Annotated in this window: 22 protein-coding genes and 4 riboswitches; of the genes, 11 read left to right on the forward strand and 11 right to left on the reverse strand. The window is 44.5% G+C overall.

Annotation, left to right across the window (positions count from 1 at the left end; all coding sequences use genetic code 11):
• Nucleotides 1-41: 41 nt before the first annotated feature.
• The 3 genes from ACTSEZ_RS11235 (at nucleotide 42) to bcaP (ending at nucleotide 3,879) form a co-directional block, all read left to right on the forward strand.
• Nucleotides 42-410, forward strand: a complete 369-nt coding sequence (locus ACTSEZ_RS11235; protein WP_369734296.1) for a Na-translocating system protein MpsC family protein — start codon at nucleotides 42-44, stop codon at nucleotides 408-410.
• 254 nt (nucleotides 411-664) lie between these two features.
• Nucleotides 665-798, forward strand: a riboswitch (cyclic di-AMP (ydaO/yuaA leader).
• Nucleotides 799-903: 105 nt separating this feature from the next.
• On the forward strand, nucleotides 904-2,241 hold the full coding sequence (gene glnA, locus ACTSEZ_RS11240; protein ID WP_369734297.1) for a type I glutamate--ammonia ligase: 1,338 nt from the start codon (nucleotides 904-906) through the stop codon (nucleotides 2,239-2,241).
• A 255-nt stretch (nucleotides 2,242-2,496) separates the two neighbouring features.
• Nucleotides 2,497-3,879 carry a branched-chain amino acid transporter BcaP gene (bcaP, locus tag ACTSEZ_RS11245; protein ID WP_369734298.1) on the forward strand — a complete coding sequence of 461 codons (1,383 nt, stop codon included), beginning with the start codon at nucleotides 2,497-2,499 and terminating at the stop codon, nucleotides 3,877-3,879.
• A gap of 47 nt (nucleotides 3,880-3,926) precedes the next feature.
• On the opposite strand, the gene ACTSEZ_RS11250 is transcribed toward bcaP, so the two are convergent.
• Entirely contained in the window at nucleotides 3,927-5,105 is a 1,179-nt protein-coding gene (locus ACTSEZ_RS11250; protein ID WP_369734299.1) for a D-alanyl-D-alanine carboxypeptidase family protein, read from the reverse strand.
• Between the two features lie 214 nt (nucleotides 5,106-5,319).
• On the opposite strand from ACTSEZ_RS11250, the gene ACTSEZ_RS11255 reads away from it, so the two are divergent.
• The 4 genes from ACTSEZ_RS11255 (at nucleotide 5,320) to ACTSEZ_RS11270 (ending at nucleotide 7,934) form a co-directional block, all read left to right on the forward strand.
• Nucleotides 5,320-5,901: a TetR/AcrR family transcriptional regulator gene (locus tag ACTSEZ_RS11255; RefSeq protein ID WP_369734300.1), complete on the forward strand. Its 582-nt coding sequence runs from the start codon at nucleotides 5,320-5,322 to the stop codon at nucleotides 5,899-5,901.
• Nucleotides 5,902-6,368: 467 nt separating this feature from the next.
• Nucleotides 6,369-6,707: a DMT family transporter gene (locus ACTSEZ_RS11260; RefSeq protein WP_369734301.1), complete on the forward strand. Its 339-nt coding sequence runs from the start codon at nucleotides 6,369-6,371 to the stop codon at nucleotides 6,705-6,707.
• Nucleotides 6,707-7,021 (forward strand): DMT family transporter, encoded by a 315-nt coding sequence (locus ACTSEZ_RS11265; RefSeq protein WP_369734302.1) that lies wholly within the window; start codon nucleotides 6,707-6,709, stop codon nucleotides 7,019-7,021. Before ACTSEZ_RS11260 ends, ACTSEZ_RS11265 begins: the two co-directional genes overlap by 1 nt.
• A 13-nt stretch (nucleotides 7,022-7,034) precedes the next feature.
• Nucleotides 7,035-7,934, forward strand: coding sequence for an EamA family transporter (locus tag ACTSEZ_RS11270; protein WP_369734303.1), 900 nt, complete (start codon nucleotides 7,035-7,037; stop codon nucleotides 7,932-7,934).
• A 163-nt stretch (nucleotides 7,935-8,097) separates the two neighbouring features.
• Here ACTSEZ_RS11270 and ACTSEZ_RS11275 read toward each other — a convergent pair whose 3' ends face one another.
• The 4 genes from ACTSEZ_RS11275 to ACTSEZ_RS11290 all read right to left on the reverse strand — a co-directional run bounded on the left by ACTSEZ_RS11275 (nucleotide 8,098) and on the right by ACTSEZ_RS11290 (nucleotide 10,270).
• Nucleotides 8,098-8,622, reverse strand: a complete 525-nt coding sequence (locus tag ACTSEZ_RS11275) for an NAD(P)H-dependent oxidoreductase (protein ID WP_369734304.1) — start codon at nucleotides 8,620-8,622, stop codon at nucleotides 8,098-8,100.
• 85 nt (nucleotides 8,623-8,707) lie between these two features.
• Complete coding sequence (locus ACTSEZ_RS11280) at nucleotides 8,708-9,142, reverse strand: MarR family winged helix-turn-helix transcriptional regulator (protein ID WP_369734305.1); 435 nt, start codon at nucleotides 9,140-9,142, stop codon at nucleotides 8,708-8,710.
• 98 nt (nucleotides 9,143-9,240) lie between these two features.
• The gene (locus tag ACTSEZ_RS11285; RefSeq protein WP_369734306.1) at nucleotides 9,241-9,789 is read right to left on the reverse strand and encodes a hypothetical protein; all 549 of its coding nucleotides are present in this window, start codon (nucleotides 9,787-9,789) and stop codon (nucleotides 9,241-9,243) included.
• The gene (locus ACTSEZ_RS11290; protein ID WP_369734307.1) at nucleotides 9,779-10,270 is read right to left on the reverse strand and encodes an RNA polymerase sigma factor; all 492 of its coding nucleotides are present in this window, start codon (nucleotides 10,268-10,270) and stop codon (nucleotides 9,779-9,781) included. Before ACTSEZ_RS11290 ends, ACTSEZ_RS11285 begins: the two co-directional genes overlap by 11 nt.
• A gap of 255 nt (nucleotides 10,271-10,525) precedes the next feature.
• Between ACTSEZ_RS11290 and ACTSEZ_RS11295 the strand changes: the two genes are divergently transcribed.
• The 3 genes from ACTSEZ_RS11295 to ACTSEZ_RS11305 all read left to right on the forward strand — a co-directional run bounded on the left by ACTSEZ_RS11295 (nucleotide 10,526) and on the right by ACTSEZ_RS11305 (nucleotide 12,102).
• On the forward strand, nucleotides 10,526-10,726 hold the full coding sequence (locus tag ACTSEZ_RS11295; protein WP_369734308.1) for a helix-turn-helix transcriptional regulator: 201 nt from the start codon (nucleotides 10,526-10,528) through the stop codon (nucleotides 10,724-10,726).
• A complete protein-coding gene (locus ACTSEZ_RS11300) occupies nucleotides 10,723-11,178 on the forward strand; it encodes a DUF3278 domain-containing protein (RefSeq protein WP_369734309.1) in 456 nt (151 codons plus the stop codon). Before ACTSEZ_RS11295 ends, ACTSEZ_RS11300 begins: the two co-directional genes overlap by 4 nt.
• A gap of 78 nt (nucleotides 11,179-11,256) precedes the next feature.
• Nucleotides 11,257-12,102, forward strand: coding sequence for an SDR family oxidoreductase (locus ACTSEZ_RS11305; RefSeq protein WP_369734310.1), 846 nt, complete (start codon nucleotides 11,257-11,259; stop codon nucleotides 12,100-12,102).
• 2 nt (nucleotides 12,103-12,104) lie between these two features.
• On the opposite strand, the gene ACTSEZ_RS11310 is transcribed toward ACTSEZ_RS11305, so the two are convergent.
• From ACTSEZ_RS11310 to ACTSEZ_RS11335, 6 genes are all read right to left on the reverse strand, one after another.
• The gene (locus tag ACTSEZ_RS11310) at nucleotides 12,105-13,061 is read right to left on the reverse strand and encodes an alpha/beta fold hydrolase (RefSeq protein ID WP_369734311.1); all 957 of its coding nucleotides are present in this window, start codon (nucleotides 13,059-13,061) and stop codon (nucleotides 12,105-12,107) included.
• A 567-nt stretch (nucleotides 13,062-13,628) separates the two neighbouring features.
• On the reverse strand, nucleotides 13,629-14,834 hold the full coding sequence (locus ACTSEZ_RS11315; RefSeq protein ID WP_369734312.1) for a M20 family metallopeptidase: 1,206 nt from the start codon (nucleotides 14,832-14,834) through the stop codon (nucleotides 13,629-13,631).
• A gap of 19 nt (nucleotides 14,835-14,853) precedes the next feature.
• Entirely contained in the window at nucleotides 14,854-15,684 is an 831-nt protein-coding gene (locus ACTSEZ_RS11320) for a MetQ/NlpA family ABC transporter substrate-binding protein (RefSeq protein ID WP_282035323.1), read from the reverse strand.
• 12 nt (nucleotides 15,685-15,696) lie between these two features.
• Nucleotides 15,697-16,347 (reverse strand): methionine ABC transporter permease, encoded by a 651-nt coding sequence (locus ACTSEZ_RS11325; protein WP_369734313.1) that lies wholly within the window; start codon nucleotides 16,345-16,347, stop codon nucleotides 15,697-15,699.
• Nucleotides 16,337-17,368 carry a methionine ABC transporter ATP-binding protein gene (locus tag ACTSEZ_RS11330; RefSeq protein ID WP_369734314.1) on the reverse strand — a complete coding sequence of 344 codons (1,032 nt, stop codon included), beginning with the start codon at nucleotides 17,366-17,368 and terminating at the stop codon, nucleotides 16,337-16,339. The genes ACTSEZ_RS11325 and ACTSEZ_RS11330 overlap by 11 nt, the downstream gene beginning before the upstream one ends.
• Nucleotides 17,369-17,453: 85 nt before the next feature.
• A riboswitch (SAM riboswitch) is annotated at nucleotides 17,454-17,558 on the reverse strand.
• 86 nt (nucleotides 17,559-17,644) lie between these two features.
• A riboswitch (SAM riboswitch) is annotated at nucleotides 17,645-17,750 on the reverse strand.
• Nucleotides 17,751-17,815: 65 nt separating this feature from the next.
• A complete protein-coding gene (locus ACTSEZ_RS11335) occupies nucleotides 17,816-18,238 on the reverse strand; it encodes a DUF4395 domain-containing protein (protein WP_369734315.1) in 423 nt (140 codons plus the stop codon).
• A 148-nt stretch (nucleotides 18,239-18,386) separates the two neighbouring features.
• Nucleotides 18,387-18,493, forward strand: a riboswitch (SAM riboswitch).
• A gap of 70 nt (nucleotides 18,494-18,563) precedes the next feature.
• Between ACTSEZ_RS11335 and ACTSEZ_RS11340 the strand changes: the two genes are divergently transcribed.
• Nucleotides 18,564-19,334 carry an alpha/beta hydrolase gene (locus ACTSEZ_RS11340; RefSeq protein WP_369734316.1) on the forward strand — a complete coding sequence of 257 codons (771 nt, stop codon included), beginning with the start codon at nucleotides 18,564-18,566 and terminating at the stop codon, nucleotides 19,332-19,334.
• Nucleotides 19,335-19,362: the final 28 nt, after the last annotated feature.

Raw genomic sequence — 19,362 nt, forward strand, 5'->3', positions numbered from 1 at the left:
TTCATCCTAATCAAAAGCATTTGTGCCGGGGGTATAATCAAATGGCTGTGTCGCCTAAAAAGAAATTGGAAATGGAATTAAGTGAAGCCTTTATCAAGCTTCAAAGGGATTTAATCGGACGCGGACCGCAGGAAACAAGAACCTACATTGTCCATGATATGGTCATTGCCCGGTTTAAGGGCGTTCTCACAGTTGAGGAAAAACATCTGGTTGAAAACGAAAATGGCAGAAAACTCGTTAAACAAATGAGACAGGTTCTGCGTGAAATGTACAGTAAAAAATTTGAAGAAATTGTAGAAAACTGCACGGGCTGCAGGGTTCTTTCAAGCCACAGCGATATCAGCACAAAGATGGGCGAACGAATTGAAGTGTTTGTGGTTGATAAGGATCTAGAGCGGCTCCTTGAATGAAAGAACTAAATAACAGGAACAAAAAGGGAGTATGCAAATTGAGCATACTCTTTTTTCTTTGCATCTTCTTTTTTAAAAAAATCACTGTCTATACCAGACTGCAAAAACGACAGCTGCTCAAATAAAATTGAGATAGAGAGAAAACGAGAGTAAACAGAAGAAAAACAGAGATTGATTTAATATTCATCTATAAAAACCCGGTATTTCATCCCTTTACAAGTAAAATTATCCAGGAGTATGATAGGCTCAATTTATTTCCTAATCCGCAGAATCCGTTAAGGAACGGGGGACCCAATTTTCCGGGGTGAAGCCGCTGAATCAAGCGGCCGGGCGACTCTTACCGTCCGAATCCGTCAGCTAACTCCGTATGCGTTGTTTGAGAGAGGAAGGTGTGACCGTTCAGCGCAGCCTGCTGAAACAAAAAATACAATCCTTCGATTTTTCAAAATTCATTCGTAAACGAAATTAAAACTAAAAAATCGGGGTGTTCTTTGTGTTGACTATTTTAGATCCGTTAAGCGAAATAAAAGCAGAAATAGCTGAAAAGCATGTCGAACTGCTGCATCTTCAGTTTGTTGATCTGGAAGGAAATTTAAAGCACGTCACCATTACGGCCGATCAGATTGATGAGGCTGCAGAGGGAAAAATGATGTTTGACGGTTCGTCCATAAGGGGTTTTTGTCCTATTAACCAGTCTGATTTATACCTCAAGCCGGATTTGAGCACGTTCGCTATTATTCCGTGGTCAGTCGAGGAAAAATATGCAGAAGCAAGATTTCTTTGCAGCATATTAAATCCGGATATGACGCCTTATGAAGGAGATCCAAGATATGTCCTGCAGCTCGCCGCAAAAAGAGCCAAGTCGCTTGGATACAGCATCAGCATCGGTCCGGAACTGGAGTTTTTCCTGTTTAAAACCGACGAAAACGGAAATCCCACGACAAATCCCCACGATACCGGGGGATACTTTGAGCCCGCGCATGATCTGGGAGAAAGAGTCCGTCTTGAAATCTACCGCACCCTGAAAGCAATGGGCTTCAAAATTGAAGCATCCCACCATGAAGTGGCCAACGGGCAGCATGAAATCAATTTCCGTTTCAACGATGCCCTGACGTCAGCAGATAATGCCACAACATACAAGTGGGTCGTAAAAAATGTCGCAAAACAATTTAACCTGCATGCGTCATTTATGCCTAAACCTCTGCAAGGGGTAAACGGCTCCGGTATGCATGTTAACATCTCCCTCCTTCAAGACGGGGAAAATATCTTCTTTGATGAAAATGATGATATGCAGCTTTCAAACGAAGCTTATTATTTTATTAATGGGGTGCTCACCTATATTGAAGAGCTGACTGCCATTACCAATCCGCTTGTTAACTCTTACAAACGTCTCGTACCGGGGTTTGAGGCCCCGTGCTATATTGCCTGGTCCACTTCAAACCGGTCAACCCTTATCCGTATACCTGCAAAAAGGGGTGCCGCAACACGGATAGAAGTGCGGCATCCGGATCCAAGCGCCAATCCCTATCTTGCATACGCCGCAATTGCTGAAGCAGGAATGGCCGGCATCGCGCTGTCGGAATTTCCGAAGCCCGCTGTTCATGATGACATCTTCAGCATGACGGAATCCGCCCGGATGGAAAGAGGAATCAAGCATCTCCCGGACAACCTTGAAACGGCGCTTGATCTAATGGAAAAGGGTCCGCTTGCCAAAATGGTTCTCGGCTCTCATGTGTACCGGCAATTTCTTCTTCATAAAAGAGCGGAATGGCACGAATACAGGAATACAGTCCACTTATGGGAAATTGAAAATTATCAGATGAAGTTTTGACTTGAACCAAAAGCCCGATTCGCTTGCGAACCGGGCTTTTTGGTGCAGAAAGAAGTGCCGGTAAATAAATTCCGTAAATTTGGATAAAGTAAAAGCTGATAATACCGCAAAACCAACTTATTATATGTGAAAATCCTTTTACAGAAACAGATAAAACATATTTAAAAAGAATATTCTAAAATTATTGACAACTTTCACTTTCGACATTATACTACATTTTATTCACTTTCAAGACTAACTTACTGGAGGATATACATGAGCTCACTTTTTAGAAAAAAGTCAATTACTGACTTGCTCGCGCAAAGTCAGCAAAAATCCCTGGCACGGACTATGGGTGCATTCGACCTGACTTTACTCGGGATAGGCGCGATTGTAGGAACAGGAATTTTTGTACTGACAGGTGTGGTAGCAGCTGAAACAGCAGGTCCTGCTCTTATCCTTTCCTTTATCATATCCGGTATTGCCTGCGCACTCGCTGCCTTCTGCTACGCGGAATTTGCATCAACCGTTCCAATATCAGGCAGTGTATATACTTACACATATGCAACCCTGGGAGAGTTTTTTGCTTTCTTGATCGGCTGGGATTTGATGCTTGAATACTTGCTTGCAACGTCTGCCGTTGCGACCGGCTGGTCTGCCTATTTTCAATCTCTCTTAGCAGGCTTTGGACTGGAGCTTCCTGAAGCCATGACATCAGCTCCCGGAGCAGGTAAAGGCGGAATGATTGATTTGCCGGCGGTCATTATTATCCTTCTGATCACTGCCCTTTTATCAAAAGGAATTAAAGAAAGCACGCGGGTAAATAACATTATGGTTTTTGTTAAACTGGCTGTGATTCTATTATTTATTGTGGCAGGCGTCTGGTATGTAAAGCCTGAAAACTGGACCCCGTTTGTGCCATTTGGATTTGAAGGCATCGTAACCGGCGCGGCTACTGTCTTTTTTGCTTACATTGGATTTGACGCTGTAGCAACTGCTGCAGAGGAAGTAAAAAAACCGCAAAGAGATGTTCCGATTGGCATCATTGCATCCCTTGCAGTTTGTACGGCACTATATATGGTTGTATCTCTCATTCTTACAGGCATGGTTCCTTATACAAAACTCAATGTAGCAGATCCGGTTTCTTTTGCCCTTCAGTTTGTAGGGCAGAATTCACTTGCAGGCCTTATATCAGTGGGAGCTATCGCAGGAATTACAACCGTTCTTTTAGTGATGATGTATGCACAGGTACGAATCTCTTATGCCATGAGCCGGGACGGACTCCTTCCAAAAAGACTGTCCAAGGTGCATCCATCTTTTAAAACACCCTTCCAAAATACATGGATTACAGGGTTTGTTGCAGCAGCAATTGCAGGCTTTGTCGATTTGACAACCCTTGCCCACCTTGTCAATATGGGTACACTCGCTGCCTTCACACTCATTTCAATCGCCGTAATTGTTTTGAGGAAGACTCATCCGAACCTGGAACGTGCTTTTAAAGTGCCGTTCGTTCCTGTATTCCCGGCAGTCAGCGCCTTGTTCTGCATCTATCTCATGACAAGTCTTCCAGCTATCACCTGGACTTCTTTTATCATCTGGATTGCCATTGGAGCTGTGGTTTACTTCGTATACGCAAGAAAAAACAGCAAACTTGCATAAATCGCAAAAAAAACCTTTCTCCGCTGCAGGAGAAAGGTTTTTACTCTTTATGAACGTCTGACCTGCCTGAAAAAGTACCCGACAAGCATCAGCACTAAAGCAAATGAAATCATGACAATGAACTTCAGATGATCATGCAGAACGCTTTTGCTGAATGATGGTTCCACATCTGCGACTGTACTTTTCATCAGCTCATCTTTTTCAGGTTTCACAGGATCAAGAGGATGCTTGGCGAGTTCCCGGCCATCTTCACCGTCAATCGTCAAGGTTCCGTCCGTTTTCACATCAGAAGAAATGGTTTCATTTGTTTTTCTTGCATAATAAAGAGGCTCATCCAAAGTATATTCCTGTCCTTCTTTATCCTTATAATACGTTCCAGAAGCGACAAATTCCGAAGTGAAGCTGGCAAAGCCGTAATCCAGAAGCTTGACCGTATCTTTGTACGACATACGGTCTGTCTTTGCATTCAGCGTTACAGCGATCAGCCGGATATTTTCTCTCTCAGCAAGAGTTGACAACGTAAAACCGGACTGGCTGACATATCCGTTCTTCCCTCCCACCATTCCTTCATACGGTGTCGCCTGCAGAAGTTTATGATGATTGTGGAGAGTTGTATCCCAGGTTTCCCCGTCCCATTTCAGCTCGGCTGTTGAAAAGATCTCCCGGAAGATTTCGTTTTGTGATGCATACTGAGTCAGAGTAGCCAAATCTTCCGCTGTGGTGACATGATTTGGATCAAAAAGACCGTGCGGGTTCGTAAAATGGGTATCCTCAAGCCCTACCTTCGTTTTCAAAAACTCATTCATTTCCTTTGAAAATGTTTCTACATTTCCGCTTATATGTTCAGCAATTGCAATACCGGCATCATTCCCGGAATTGATCATGAGCCCCTGAATCAGTTTTTTAAGGGTCACCTGTTCACCTGCTTCAAGATACACTCTTGTCCCGTCGGCATTTCTGGCATTTTCGCTGACGGTTACGATATCATCCAAATTCCCATTTTCAATCGCATAGATGGCTGTGGCCATTTTTGTCACACTTGCAGGGTACATCTCGGCATCGCTTTTTTTCGAATAAAGAATCTGGCCGGAGTCAGCATCGATCAGGACGGCGGATTCGCTTTCAATCGCCGGTTCATTTGCTGTTAGTTCCTCTGCTGATGGTTTTGAAGAAAAAATCATTCCTAAAAAGAAGCTTGCTGCAAGAATCAAAGGGGTTTTTTTCATCTATATAAATCTCCTGATTGTAGTAGTCTATATTCATTCTGTATACAAGCATAACAGGTAATAAAACGGCATGACAATGTAAAGTTATAGAAACGGATGCATAAACGTTCATTTTACCTGAATTTATAGAAAAATTTGTATTTTTATTTATTTGACTTCCAATTCTGCCTGCCATATACTTTTCCTGACGAACGTCAGGAAGGTGGTTTTCCAAGTGACCTCAGAACAGCTTAAACAGGCGGCCATCCGCTTATTTGCCGATCATGGCTATGAAGGTACTTCATTGGCTGACATTGCTGCAGAAGTTGGAATAAAGAAACAGTCGATTTACACTCATTTTAAAAATAAGGATGAACTCTTCCTTAAAGCGATGACTGATGTTCTTGAGAAGGAAATTGAGTATGTAAAAGCTTCATTTTCTTCTCCTGAACAGCCCCAGCTTAACGACATTCTGTTCCGTTATCTGACGGATTACGTGCAGCGCTTTGAAAAAGAGGCGGAAACAAAATTCATGCTGAGAATCAGCTTTTTGCCCCCCTCACATTTATATCGGGAGGTCATGGAAAAAGTTTATGAGTACCTCGATACGTTCGAAGAACTGCTCATCGGTGTTTTCGAAAAACAGCTTGATCTTACTGTAAAACCAGCTGAAGCGGCTACGGCGTATATGGGTGTCACAGATGCAGTTTTCGCCGAAATGCTGTACGGCGGACCTTCGCGCGTGCAAAAACGGCTGGACAGCTGTTTTCGTGTTTATTGGAATGGTATCACCAGAAAAGCGGAGCCGACCGTTTAGCCCTGACAGGCAGAAAAGAAATCACCGGAAAAGTCCGGGTTTGACTTTTTCGGGGATTTTGTTCTGACGGAAGGGCTGGGAGGCGGAGCTGGACACCACGAAAAGCGGAGTCGACCGTTTAGCCCTGACAGGCAGAAAAGAAATCACCAAAAAAGTCCGGGTTTGACTTTTTCGGGGATTTTGTTCTGACGGAAGGGCTGGGAGGCGGAGCTGGACACCACGAAAAGCGGAGCCGACCGTTTAGCTCCGGGAGTCAGATAAGGAAACGGCGGTGAAGGCGTTTTTTGCCTTTGCCGACGGTTCCGTTCTGACAGAGGAGCTGGGAGGCGGAGCTGGACACCACGAAAAGCGGAGCCGACCGTTTAGCCCTGACAGGCATCCAAAATATCATTCGAAAAAGAAGGCGCTTTTCTGCCTATCATCAATTCTCATTGCCGTTATAGAAAAATAAGGAAGGGACGATTATCATGAACAAAGATTGGACAAAAGTATTTATGGCCGGTTTTGTTGAAGTCATTTGGGTTGCCGGCCTGAAGTATTCAGACAGCTGGCTTGAATGGCTTGGAACCATCATCACAATCTGCATCAGCTTTTACCTGCTGATCAGTGCAACGAAAAGACTGCCTGTCAGTACGGTTTACGCTGTTTTTACAGGACTTGGGGCAGCCGGAACCGTTATAGCAGAAATTTTGTTTTTTAACGAGCCTTTCCAGCTGGTTAAAATTCTTTTAATCGCCGTTTTAGTATGCGGGGTTATTGGGTTAAAAACACTGTCTGATGACAAAAAAGAGGAGGCTTCCATATAATGGACTGGGTGTTTCTAATTGGTGCCGGTCTGTTCGAAGTAGCCGGTGTTATCGGTATTAATAAAATGAAGGAATCTAAAGGAATTGTTCCGTTGCTGATTATGATTGCAGGTTTTTCGCTCAGCTTTCTGCTGCTGAATCAGTCCCTGCAGACGATCTCACTTGGGACTGCCTATTCCGTCTGGACAGGAATTGGATCTGCCGGGAGTGCGCTGATTGGCATCTTGTTCTACGGGGATTCAAAAAGCTGGAAACGGATTTTATTCATCAGCATGATCATTTCGGCAACGGTCGGCCTCAAACTGGTTTCGTAAGGAGTTTTTCACTTTGATTAAATATTCGATTCTCGTCTTTATTGGAGCGTGCAGCTACGGCATTATTTCAACGATTATCAAGCTTGCCTATAAACAGGGCTATTCAGTGGAAGAAGTCATCGGCAGCCAGTATGTGACTGGCTTTCTTCTTTTTTTGGCCTGCGCCCTTCTCTTTTCAAGAAAAAAAGCAACATGGAAACAGGCGCTTTTCTTAATGCTGACGGGGACGACAACAAGTTTCACAGGAATTTTTTACGGCAAATCACTTGAGACTGTTCCTGCGTCCATTGCGATTATCCTGCTGTTTCAATTTACGTGGATCGGCATTTTAATTGAGGCATTTTATCTGAAAAAGAGACCTGACAGCGCGAAGCTTTTCGCTGTCCTTCTTTTGCTCATAGGCACCTTTATGGCAGGCAATCTGTTCGGGAAAGAAGCCATCAGCTTGACGGATCCGGGGATCATCTGGGGTCTTCTATCTGCCGTCTCGTTTTCTCTGTTTATTTTTGCAAGCGGGAAGGTAGCAGCTGAGCTTCCATCGCTTAACAGAAGCCTGTTCATGTCGTTTGGGGCTGCCATCTTCCTCACCATTCTTTTCACTCCCGATTTTATGACAAATGGTTCTTTGCAGGCAGGACTATGGAAATTCGCCTTGCCTCTCGGCTTTTTCGGCGTGTTTATTCCGGTTGTGCTGTTTTCAGTCGGTACTCCTAAAATCGGGTCAGGACTCGCCACAATCGTCGGGGCTGCAGAACTGCCTGCAGCCGTTCTCTGCTCTGTCTTTTTTCTGAAAGAATCGGTGAACCTGCTGCAGACGGCCGGCATTATGCTTATCCTTTTGGGTATTGCCGTCCCGCAGCTGGTCTATTTTTTCCGGCAGAAAAAGAATGTGAGTCAGACACTGCGAATGTAAGGTGATTGCTATCTGTACACGGGATGAAGATTATCACGTAAGAAAGAGGATAGATTGTACGCCACAGAAGCCTGATATAGAAAGAAAGGGTGAATTTGATTTGTTTATACTCAAATTCACCCTTTTATATTTATATCCCAGCCTCTTTTCTATATGCTGCGCCTTAAAAATCTGCTTTAATGTGACGGATCAGTGCCTCTGCACTTTCGTTTACTTGTTCCTGATTCAGCGTTCTTACCCCATGCTCGACAAACGCTGGAAGAAAGCGCATGCCCGTCAGGTTAGCCATTGCCTGAAACGGCTTGAACAGCTCGCTCATGCTGTAATGGTTGTAGCCTCCTGACTGATACGCAGCTTCCGGTCCTCCCGTTGAAACAGCAAGCATAAACTCTTTTCCGTGAAGCTTTGTTCCCTGTGAGCCATATGCCCAGCCGTATGCCAGCACCACATCCTGCCATTCTTTCAGAAGAGACGGACTGCTGTACCAGTAGAACGGAAATTGAAAGACAATCCGGTCATGTTCAAGCAGGAGCTTTTGCTCGCGCTCTATATCAATTTTAAAATCCGGATATTTACTGTACAGGTCATGAACCGTAACATCTTCTTCTCTATTTAAATGGTTCATCCATGTTTTATTAACGTTTGACCCTGATAAATTCGGGTGTGCAGCTATGACTAATGTTTTCATTATATCTCTCCTTAAATAGTTGTATATGCAAATGATTGTGTAAAAAAGAAAACATTTGTACATGCAAATGAATACACAAAAAAATTTACGTTCTTTTCTCTAGTTTATTGCTCGCCTCATGCAGCGACTTGCTTAATTCCAGGCTGAATTCTTTTCCAAGAACAGCGGAGTATTCCTCAAACAGATCCTTCAGCGATGCCCGGAACTGTGTATAAATTTTATCTCCCTCACTCGTAAGTGAGATAAAAGACTGCTTGCCGCTTACTTTCCGGTTTACAAGCCCCTGCTTTTCAAGCTTATCGATAAATCTGGTGCTTGTTGATGGAGCAATGGAAAGCTTTTTGCACAGCTCTTTTTGAGTGATTCCAGGATGAAATTTAACGGTCATGATTAAGTATAAATAAGATGGCGCAAGGTCACCCGCATCAAAAACGTCTTCAGCAAGTTTTGTCATGTTTCGAGCGAATCGGCTCGCCGTAAAATACAAACAGTGCATGAGTACTTGTTCTTCTTCGTTCATTTGCATCATTCCTTTTATCATTTGCATATACAAATTAACACAGATTGAATAACTGCGTCAAACATTTAATTCAGGACTTATAAGGGGCCAAACTCCATTCAGTCCCCTGCCCGAAACGTCTTAATTGCTTCCTCTGCCTGCTTTTCTGTTACATACGGTGTATGAAAATAAACACGAACAACTGTCCCGTCTTCAAGTTCCAAGAAATAATGATAGGTCTGCACAGCGGTCATTGTCTTTACGTGCTGAAGCAATCGTTCTGCAGGATAGGCCAGGTTCGTGATCTCCTTTTTCTCAAAAATTCCAGCACCTCCTTCAAGACTTTGTTTTTCCTCAGTCGAACTCAGTACAGCTCCTCCAACTGTGCGCTCTCCCTGTTTAAATACAAGACCATTGTCACTTTTCAAAATGTCCAATCCCTGAGGCAGATCAATTGAGTACATTTGCTCGCCGCTCCTGCCGGATTCATTTGCCAGATAGACAGAGAAAAGACCAATGCCAAGGAGCAGGACAGCGGCAGCAGCTATCTGAAAAAAACGGTGCATGAGTGTAATAGGAGCCTGCTTTCTCTGCAAGCGTGCACGAATGGACTGTTTTTGTGAAGGAGACATGTTTTTTCTGGGGAATTTCATGTTCTCATAATTCAAGCTCAGCACCTCTTTCCAACCGTGGGTTTTGCTTTAATTTCTGAAGAGCCCGGTAATACGTCCGGCTTACTTTTTCTCTTGGCCAGCCAAGAACATGTGCTGTTTCTTCCACTGTAAGCTCAGAGACAATTCTAAGCATAATCACATCACGGTATTCTGCCTTCAGCTCTGAAATCGCTTTGTATGCTTCACTAAGCTCCTCATGTTCAAGCAGAATCTCATCCGGTGTTTTTACTTCCCGCCTGCCGGGCATCCAGGCGAGGAATTTTTTCCTCCTCCACTGGTCGATAACAAGCCTTCTCGCAATGCTGATCAGCCAGGTTTTCGGATGGCTCTCCTCTCTGAACCGGCTTTTGAATGCTTTTAAAAACACTTCCTGAACATCATCTTCGACATCATGTGTGCCCTTGTAATACACAAGAAAGTGGTGCACATCGTCGCCGTATTCGCTGAACATCCTCTCCAGTTCCTGTCCGTCCATCCCATTCACCCCATTTTGCCCTCTTTGCCCCATTAGACGTATTCTTTCTTCCATTCTCTCACTGAAACGAAAAAAATTCAGTCCCTTTTCAGCCTGAATTTTTTCCGTTTTGATCATCGGTTTAATGTAAGACGGCGGTCGATTATTCAAAAATTGGTCAGTTTAGTTAAATATGATTTGAATTTTCACTTCAATAAATGTAATATATACATTACAAATGCAATGTATATATTACATTAGGTGCAGGGTGGGATAATGAGAAATAATGTCAAAATAACTCGAATCAGCATTTCAATGACCCAGGAACAATTAGCTAAAAAAACGGGTGTAACCAGACAGACAATTGGACTAATTGAGAAAGGAGAATACAATCCGAGTCTTCAACTCTGTATTGCCATAGCGAAGGTACTTAATAAAACGTTAAATGATTTATTCTGGGAGGTAGAAAACGAATGAAATCTTGGATATCTTTACTAATACCGGATGATGAATATAAAGAAAGAAAAATGCTGTATTTTTTATCTGAAGGTGGAATAGTCCTCTTCCTTTTTCTAATTGTGATGGTTATTACCGGCCGGTATTTTGAGATAAGTGCAGAGATAGTATTGCTTTGTTCTATTGCTGTCTTTCTCTTTTATGTATATGGACGATACATCATATCCGGAATTGAATATACCGATATCACATCAGAAAAGGCATACGTTAAAGAATTAAGGTCCATTTTTATTAAAACAGTCACTTTTATAGTTATATTTATAGCAGCATATATGACTCTTATTAAGGTACCTGACAATCCGAATGAATGGATAGAAATTTCAGGATTTTTATTAACTCTTTGTTCAGTGATGTTCTTCTCCAACTATATTTCCTTAAAGTGTTCCTATAAAAAAAATAAAGAGTTATTATAATAAATTTAAAATGGCTCTACTCCGTGCTGCCGCCATATATAATGGAGAAAAGACATGCCTGAACGGAGGTAACGCCCTATGAATGAAAAAACAGTGCTCATTACAGGTGCATCAAGCGGTTTTGGGATGCTCGCCGCCTGCAGACTTGCAGCGGAAGGATACCGCGTCATCGCTTCTATGAGGAATACGGAGAAACAAACGGACCTTTTCAGGATGCTTGGAGAACACAAAGAAAGAGTGACGGTTCTCGAGCTTGACGTCACGTCCCCGGAATCGATTGATGGCTTAAAGGAGTATTTAAAAAAGAGCGGCAAACTCGACATTCTAATCAACAACGCCGGATTTGCCTTTGGCGGATTTGGAGAGGAAGTAACGGTGAATGACTATAAAAGCCAGTTTGAAACGAATTTCTTCGGTGCCATTGCTGTTACCCAGGCGGTCCTGCCATATATGCGCAAACAGCGCAGCGGAAAAATTATCAACATGAGCAGCATCAGCGGATTGATCGGCTTTCCCGGCCTCTCACCGTATGCAGCATCAAAGCATGCGCTTGAAGGATACAGCGAGAGCTTAAGACTTGAAGTGAAGCCGTTCGGCATTGATGTCGCACTGATTGAACCTGGCTCTTTTTCTACGAACATCTGGACAACGGGAAGAAAAGTATCTTCCATAGAAGATTCGCCTTATCTTGCGTATATGAATGCCATTGAAAATGAACTTGAACAGGGAAAGGAAAAGCTTGGGGATCCGGCTGATGTCGCTGAACTGATTGTTAAGCTGTGTGCAAAAAACTCATTGGCCAAGCTCAGATATCCGGCTGGAAAAGGCGTCCGGATATCCCTGTTCTTAAAACGGATACTTCCCTGGCGCATGTGGGAATCCATTCTTATTGGCAAGCTGCTCGGGAAGAAGACCGAATTGTAAACTTACTTTTTCAGAAACTCTGCCGTATACTCGCTTATTTCCGCTGACTTTGTCCAGTGGAGATAATGATGCCCCGCAAGCGAAACAAGCTTGTGTTCTTGCGCATGGCTCATTTGATCCAGATAAAACGTTTTAATTTTTTCGTCTTTTGCTTTTTGATCCTTATCCTCCGCTTGGAAAATCATAACGGGAATATGCGGGGGGAACGTCATATCTTCTGTTTTTTCCGCACTTCTGCTCAGTTCATTCGCTTCATCTATGACGTTTTTATGATAGCTTTTCCATGCGGTAATTCGTTTGGTCATGCTTTTATTTTCTTCTGAATATGTTTCTTCCTCTGCAATCGGAAGAAAGTCTTCAGGCGTGAATGCCGCCGCCCACCTGGCAGCACCAAGTACAGAGGCAGCACGAACGAACGAAGGAACCGACGGAGCTTTTTCATTAAAAAAGTCAAAAGCCTTTGGCTGGGTTGGGTCAATTCCGATAATTGCTTCAATTTCATCTGGATAGGCATTGGCATAATACATGCTGTAGACCCCGGAGACTGAGTGAGGCATCAAAACATACGGTCCTTGGATGCCGGCTTTCTTCAGTGCCGTCCGCACCTCTTCCACCATGTTTTCCACTGTGCGCGCTTTATTTGTCCCATCACTCCATCCATAGCCGAATGGTTCTGCAACCACGACCTTGTGGTTCTTTGCCAATTCATTTACCAGCGGTTCAAAGTCAAGGACTGGTGCAGCCGTTCCGAGTCCGCTTAAAAGCAAAATCGTATGTTTCCCTTCACCCTTTGTGTAAACGTGCATGCTCCTGCCGTCTACTTTGACAAGCTGCCCCGGAGCCTGGTATTTCTTCTGCTCATAGAATGTGATCCCTTGATGAAGGATGAAGCTCAGCAAAATGACTGCTCCAATCAGCAGAAAAAGAGTCCGGATGATTTTTTTCCATTTTGTTTTCATGGTTTGTCCCGCTTTCTTTAATAAAGGTATTCACCTAGTTTAGCGGACAAAAGTTAAAAAAGAGCTGTGATTCGGGGAATATTTTGTTTAAATTTGGCATCGCGGTGAGTTGCGGCTAAAATGGGGATCCATCAATGAAATATGGCAGCATTCTGGGGAATGGCGCCACAATTGAGAGAGTCTTCACTCAAAAAGTGGCACCACTACGGAGAATGACGCCACAATTGCGGGGGATTTCACTAGAAATATGGCAGCACTATGCTGAATGGTGCCACAAATGAGAGTCTCATCACTTGAAAAGTGGCACCACTATGCTGAATGGCGCCACAATTGAGAGAGTCTTCACTCGAAAAGTGGCACCACTACGGAGAATGACGCCACAATTGAGAGTCTCATCACTCGGAAAGTGACAGTACTGCCGGGAATGGCGCCACAATTGAGAGTCTCATCACTCGAAAAGTGGCAGCATTCTTGAAAACTATAGAAGCCTTTACATACATCAAAAAATCCGAACTAATTACAGTCCGGATTTTTCTTTTGCTCAATGATTTTTTTCAAAGCCTCTTCCTATACCTCCAATTCCTTCCGCTGTCTGAACTCTTCCTTAATCTCATCCAGAAGCACAGGGTCTGTCAGCAGCTGAAGCGCGGTCAGGGCAAGGCCTTTTGCACCGAGCAGAAGCGCTGCGTCCCCCTGCTCTGATTTGGCTGCCTCCCTGAATTCGTCTGTGTGGCCGACGAGGGTATCAGGTCCAATTTTGATGTACGGATGGATCGTCGGAACAACGTGGCTGATATTGCCGGCGTCCGTTGAGCCGAGGCCTTCGCGCTCAGACGTTTCCACTGTTTCTCCGAGACTTTCAAGCTGCTGTTTAAAAACGGAATCAAATGTCCGGTTTAACACCAGGTTGTCGACTTCATTTTGAAATGCAATCACATTCAGCTTAGCGCCTGTCGCCAAGGCTGCTCCCTGTGCTGCAGCTTTGATGCGTTCTGTTGTTTCTGAGCACCTTTTTCTTGTTGCCGCGCGGATGTAGAATCGTGCTTTCGCATAGTGCGGGACGATATTCGGGGCATCGCCTCCGTGCGTGATGATTCCGTGAATTTTCACATCGTCCGTTACATGCTGGCGAAGGGCATTGATGCTGTTGAAAAGCTGAATGACTGCATCCAGGGCATTGATTCCCTGATGAGGAGCAGCTGCAGCATGCGCCGGCTTTCCGATGAATTCAAAATCGAGCGGATCCACTGCAAGGGAGTTCCCCGTTATTCTCGTAGCGTTCGACGGGTGCACCATTAGGGCCGCATCGATGCCTTCAAGCAGCCCGTGCTTTACAAAGCTTCCCTTCGCACTGCCGTTCGGGCCGCCTTCTTCTGCTGGTGTTCCCAAAACGACTACTTCTCCGCCAATTTCATCAATCTGTCTGCCGAGGGCAATCGCTGCTGCTGTACTTGCGGTGCCGATGATGTTGTGGCCGCATGCATGGCCAAGTCCCGGAAGCGCATCGTATTCTGCCAGAAACGCAACAGATGCACCACTTTTTAATGTCGATTTTTTCCGGGCCAGAAACGCCGTCTCATGTCCTGCCACTCCGCGTTCAACTGTAAATCCTTCTGCCTCAAGCAAGTCGGAAAGGAGCTTTGAAGCAAAGTATTCCTCATTGCCGATTTCAGGTTTTTCATGAATCGAATGGCTGATCTTCAGATACTCTGCCTTTCTTGATTCTATTTCATCAATGATTTGCTCTTTAAGCGTAACAGCTGCTGTGCTCATGCTCTTTCCTCCTCAATGGTTATTCTCCAATTTCACTTAGAGGGACAAATGTAGGAATCGTGGCTCCGTCATATTCTTTTTTGATAAAGTCAGCCGTGTCTTCCTCCTGGTAAAGCTCAACGATGCGTTTCAGTTCTTTGCGGTCTTTGTCTTCCGTGCGTGCTGCGATAATGTTGATATATGGTGTGGCTGTGTCATCTTCATGGAAAATAGAATCTTTAATCGGATTAAATCCTGCATCAACGGCAATTCCGTTGTTGATGATAGAACCTGCTACATCGGGAAGGACACGCGGTGTCTGGCCTGCGACGACAGGCACGATTTCAAGGTTCTTCGGATTTTTGACGATTTTATCAAGAGATCCGTTGCCGTCAAAGTCTTCAGGAAGTTCAATTAAGCCTGCTGCCTGAAGAAGGAGGAACGCTCTTCCCATGTTAGTCGCTTCATTCGGAACAGCAATTTTTCCGCCTTCCGGAATGTCTTCAACAGATTTGTATTTATCCGAGTAGAGGCCTAGAGGTGCGATGACCGTTGTTCCGATTGGAGTCAGGTCAAGATTATGTTCTTTTTTGAAGGCATTAAAGTAAGAAATCGTTTGAAACGCGTTGGCATCTAGCTCGCCTTCTGAAAGTGCCAGGTTCGGCTGCACATAATCTGAAAATCTGACAATCTCAATGTTGATGCCTTCTTTTTCTGCCTTCTTGGCAACAAAATCCCATATTCGGTTATCAGATCCGCTGACACCGATTTTTACATCCACCTCTTCTTTTCCGCTTGCTGTTTTATTTCCGCATCCTGCAGCAAAAGCGGCTAGTGCTGCAATCAGTGTTAAAATAATCCATTTTTTCATCATTGTTCTCTCCTATCGTCTTCTGATTTTTTTCGATAAAATGTTTCCTGAGGTCTGCAGTCCCTGAACGAGGACAACAAGAATGGCCACTGTAATGATCATGACAACCGTGTCAAAGCGCTGGTAGCCGTATGTAATGGCAAGGTCTCCAAGCCCGCCTCCGCCGACAGCCCCTGCCATCGCAGATGCACCGACAAGTCCGACTGTCGCAATCGTAAGACTCAAAACAAGTGAGCTTAATGCTTCCGGCACAATAAATTTAAAGATAATCTGGCTTGGCGTTGCCCCCATTGCTTCTGCCGCTTCAATGACTCCCGGGTCAACTTCAAGCAGCGAGTTCTCTATTAATCTGGCAATATAAGGACCTGCGTAGAAGACAAGCGGCACAACAGCTGCAGCTGTTCCGATCGACGTTCCGACAATCAGTCTCGTCAGCGGAACAATCGCCACCATCAAAATGATGAACGGCACAGAGCGGAAGATGTTCACAACTCCATTCAAAATGTTAAATATAATGGCATTTTCCCATAAGTGTCCTTTCCTGGTAATGACCAGCAGCACCCCGAGCGGAAGCCCAATTAACGTTGAGAAAAGTAAAGAAAAACCGGTCATGGCGAGTGTTTCAACTAAAGCATCAATGATTTGCTGAGAATCAACTAGCATGTGCATTCACCTCTTTCACTGTTACGTTCTCCTGGTTCATTACCAGAAGCGCTCTTTTTATTTCACTTTCCGTTCCCTGAAGTTCAACGATTAAGTGTCCAAACGGAATTCCCTGAAGCTCCGTAATGTTGCCGAACAGGACGTTGATATGGAGGTCAAATCTCTTGGCAATCTGCGAAAGGAGCGGCTGCCCTGAGGATTTGCCGACAAAATTAATTTTAAAAATCTGTCCCTGGCTGTTTTCTTCCTTAACAAGCTTCAGGACCGATTCAGGAATAGAATCATTCAGAACAGAGCTGACAAAGTTTGAAGCGGTCTTTGTTTTCGGATTTGAGAAAACGTCAAACACAGAACCTGATTCAATGATTTTTCCTCCCTCAATCACGGCCACTGTATCGCAAACCTCCCGGATGACCGACATTTCATGTGTGATCATGAGAATGGTAATGTTGTATTCCTCGTTGATTTTTTTCAAAAGCTTCAGAATCGAAGCTGTTGTCTGAGGATCAAGCGCTGAGGTAGCTTCATCGCACAATAAAATGGATGGCTGTGTAGCAAGTGCTCTTGCGATTCCGACGCGCTGTTTCTGGCCGCCTGACAACTGATCAGGGTACTGATTCGCTTTGTCCTCAAGTCCTACAAACGAGAGAAGCTCGGCAACCCGCTCCTTAATGACTTTCTGGGGGACATTTGAGAGCAGGAGCGGAATGGCCACATTTGCATAGACCGTTTTTGAGTTCAACAGATTGAAATGCTGAAACACCATGCCGATTTTCCGTTTAACTCCGCGCACATCCTTTTTGGAAAGAGCCGTTAAGTCAAGTCCATCAACAATGATCTGTCCTGCTGTTGGACGCTCGAGCAGGTTCACCGTGCGGATCAGCGTGCTTTTGCCCGCTCCGCTGAATCCGATAACTCCGCATATTTCCCCTTTTTTCACTTCCAGATCAATGCCGTCGAGAGCTTTCACTTCATTGCCGCCGCTGCCGTATACCTTTGTGACGCCTTTAAATTCAATCATCTATGTAACCTCCTTATTTTTAGCAATAAAAAACCCTCTTCTATCCGACAAGAAGAGGGCATGGCATAACGAATCACCGGTTCTCTTCTCATCTCCCAGGCAATTGCCTGCTGGAATTGGCACAGTACTTTTTCAAAAGTCCGCTGCCGAAGCATCATGGGGCCAGTCCCTCCGCTTCTCTGGATAAGAAAATCGTTATTAAATTTTAAAGAAAAATAAAAACCTCTCCCTGAAAGACAGGAAGAGGCTGGATCTGCAAAAAAAGACCGTTCGCTCTTCTCATCTCTCAGGCTGCACGCCTGCTGGAGTTGGCACAGTTCTCATAATGAGTCCGCTGCCGAGGTTTCAAAGGGCCATATCCCTCCACCTCTCGTGATAAGAAGCTATATTTTCGATGTGTCTTACTTTACTCCGGTATTATCTGAAAGTCAACACTTTTTTAAAAAATCAGTTGGACTGTTTAGAAAGTCTGCGGTATTTAAACTGCTGCCACTGAAAACGGATAAAGCAGCCGATGCAAAAACCGAGAATCGCTGCAAAGGCAGCAATGGCAACCATAATAGTCGCCGCATAGGCAAGTACCGTCCAGTCAAGCATGTATCCGGCAAACCCAAGGCTTAGGCAGATCACTGCTATCATCTGATTAAACTGCTGCTGATCAAAATCTTCCTGTATATAGGCTGAAGGCTCTTTTTTCAAAAAGGTGCCGGCAGCTTTCATAATCGGGTTAACTTTAAATAGCAGTCCCATGATTCCGGCCGTAAGAGGCACCAGTAAAAAAACGCCCATGCCGCTGATCCAGAATGCTGCAGCGGATAGCACAATCACCCATTGATTGACTAACACTAGAGGTTTTGGAATGGTTTTCATACTAAAACCCACCTGTCTGATTGGAATATGTGTATTTTACTCCAGTCAGCCTGCTTTGTGAAGAGGATTGCTTTAGGAAGTGATTGACAGCTCTCTTGGCTGCATGGTAAAATCAATAAAACCAACTAAACCAATAAGAATTAAATATAACCTATCAAGAGTGAACGAGAGATCTGGCTCCATGACTTCACAGCAGCCGCCGCATGCCGGAAAGGTGCTCCAACCAGCAAAGCACGATGCTTTGGCCGATAAAGACAAACCCTCTCTTGTCAGCTGAAAGCAGGAGAGGGTTTTTTAGTTCAAAATTGATTGGGAGGAAATGATGATGACGACGAAACATGTGCCTGTCCTTGCAGGAGCTGAAAGCTTTTTTCATAAAGGAAATGAGATCGGAATTCTTCTTTGCCACGGATTTGCCGGTACGCCTCAGAGTGTAGGCGAGCTTGGAAAACTTTTGGCCGCAAAAGGCTATACCGTTTATGCCCCGCGCCTGAAAGGCCACGGAACTACTCCCCTCGATTTTGAAGACTGCTGCTTTACAGACTGGATTCAAAATATCGAAGAAGCCTATAAAAAGCTAAGAAAAGTGTGCCGCAGGATCTTTGTTGCCGGACAGTCCATGGGCGGAATATTAGCGGCTCACCTTGCCTGCAGGCACCAGGAAATTGACGGACTGATTACCATCAATGCAGCACTCAGTGTGCCAGGCTATGAGGTTTTTCAGCACGAGATCGAACCCCGTTTTATTCCAGAAGGAAAACCGGATATCAAAGCGGACGATATTGAAGAAATTACGTATGAAGCCGTTCCGATTAAAGCTGTCCACAACCTGCTGACGCTCATCAAAACAACGAAGCCCGTGCTGTCTGAAATAACCTGTCCGGCCCTGATTTTCAAATCAGAAGAAGACCATGTTGTTCCCGCCTCAAGCTCAGATGTTCTTTTCCATTCCATCTCATCTCCTTTCAAGCAGATGGTGAGCCTGACGAATTCCTATCATGTGGCCTCTATGGATTTTGACAAAGACATCATCGCAGAAAAAACAGCCGCCTATATTGAACTTTGCTGCCGCCGGGAGTATAAATTGTCTGTCTGAATCTGCTAAACTGTAGGCAGGTGATGAA

Source organism: Metabacillus mesotrionivorans, assembly GCF_052171315.1.
Taxonomy (GTDB): Bacteria; Bacillota; Bacilli; order Bacillales; family Bacillaceae; genus Bacillus_P.

Coding starts and splice junctions, on each gene's coding strand:
- ACTSEZ_RS11320 (WP_282035323.1), bottom strand. CDS start 15,684: ATGAAAAAATGGATTATTTTAACACTGATTGCAGCACTAGCCGCTTTT.
- ACTSEZ_RS11280 (WP_369734305.1), bottom strand. CDS start 9,142: ATGAACGAAGAAGAACAAGTACTCATGCACTGTTTGTATTTTACGGCG.
- ACTSEZ_RS11300 (WP_369734309.1), top strand. CDS start 10,723: ATGAAATCTTGGATATCTTTACTAATACCGGATGATGAATATAAAGAA.
- ACTSEZ_RS11310 (WP_369734311.1), bottom strand. CDS start 13,061: ATGAAAACAAAATGGAAAAAAATCATCCGGACTCTTTTTCTGCTGATT.
- ACTSEZ_RS11325 (WP_369734313.1), bottom strand. CDS start 16,347: ATGCTAGTTGATTCTCAGCAAATCATTGATGCTTTAGTTGAAACACTC.
- ACTSEZ_RS11315 (WP_369734312.1), bottom strand. CDS start 14,834: ATGAGCACAGCAGCTGTTACGCTTAAAGAGCAAATCATTGATGAAATA.
- ACTSEZ_RS11330 (WP_369734314.1), bottom strand. CDS start 17,368: ATGATTGAATTTAAAGGCGTCACAAAGGTATACGGCAGCGGCGGCAAT.
- ACTSEZ_RS11340 (WP_369734316.1), top strand. CDS start 18,564: ATGACGACGAAACATGTGCCTGTCCTTGCAGGAGCTGAAAGCTTTTTT.
- ACTSEZ_RS11250 (WP_369734299.1), bottom strand. CDS start 5,105: ATGAAAAAAACCCCTTTGATTCTTGCAGCAAGCTTCTTTTTAGGAATG.
- bcaP (WP_369734298.1), top strand. CDS start 2,497: ATGAGCTCACTTTTTAGAAAAAAGTCAATTACTGACTTGCTCGCGCAA.
- ACTSEZ_RS11265 (WP_369734302.1), top strand. CDS start 6,707: ATGGACTGGGTGTTTCTAATTGGTGCCGGTCTGTTCGAAGTAGCCGGT.
- ACTSEZ_RS11295 (WP_369734308.1), top strand. CDS start 10,526: ATGAGAAATAATGTCAAAATAACTCGAATCAGCATTTCAATGACCCAG.
- ACTSEZ_RS11290 (WP_369734307.1), bottom strand. CDS start 10,270: ATGGACGGACAGGAACTGGAGAGGATGTTCAGCGAATACGGCGACGAT.
- ACTSEZ_RS11260 (WP_369734301.1), top strand. CDS start 6,369: ATGAACAAAGATTGGACAAAAGTATTTATGGCCGGTTTTGTTGAAGTC.
- ACTSEZ_RS11305 (WP_369734310.1), top strand. CDS start 11,257: ATGAATGAAAAAACAGTGCTCATTACAGGTGCATCAAGCGGTTTTGGG.
- ACTSEZ_RS11235 (WP_369734296.1), top strand. CDS start 42: ATGGCTGTGTCGCCTAAAAAGAAATTGGAAATGGAATTAAGTGAAGCC.
- ACTSEZ_RS11275 (WP_369734304.1), bottom strand. CDS start 8,622: ATGAAAACATTAGTCATAGCTGCACACCCGAATTTATCAGGGTCAAAC.
- ACTSEZ_RS11335 (WP_369734315.1), bottom strand. CDS start 18,238: ATGAAAACCATTCCAAAACCTCTAGTGTTAGTCAATCAATGGGTGATT.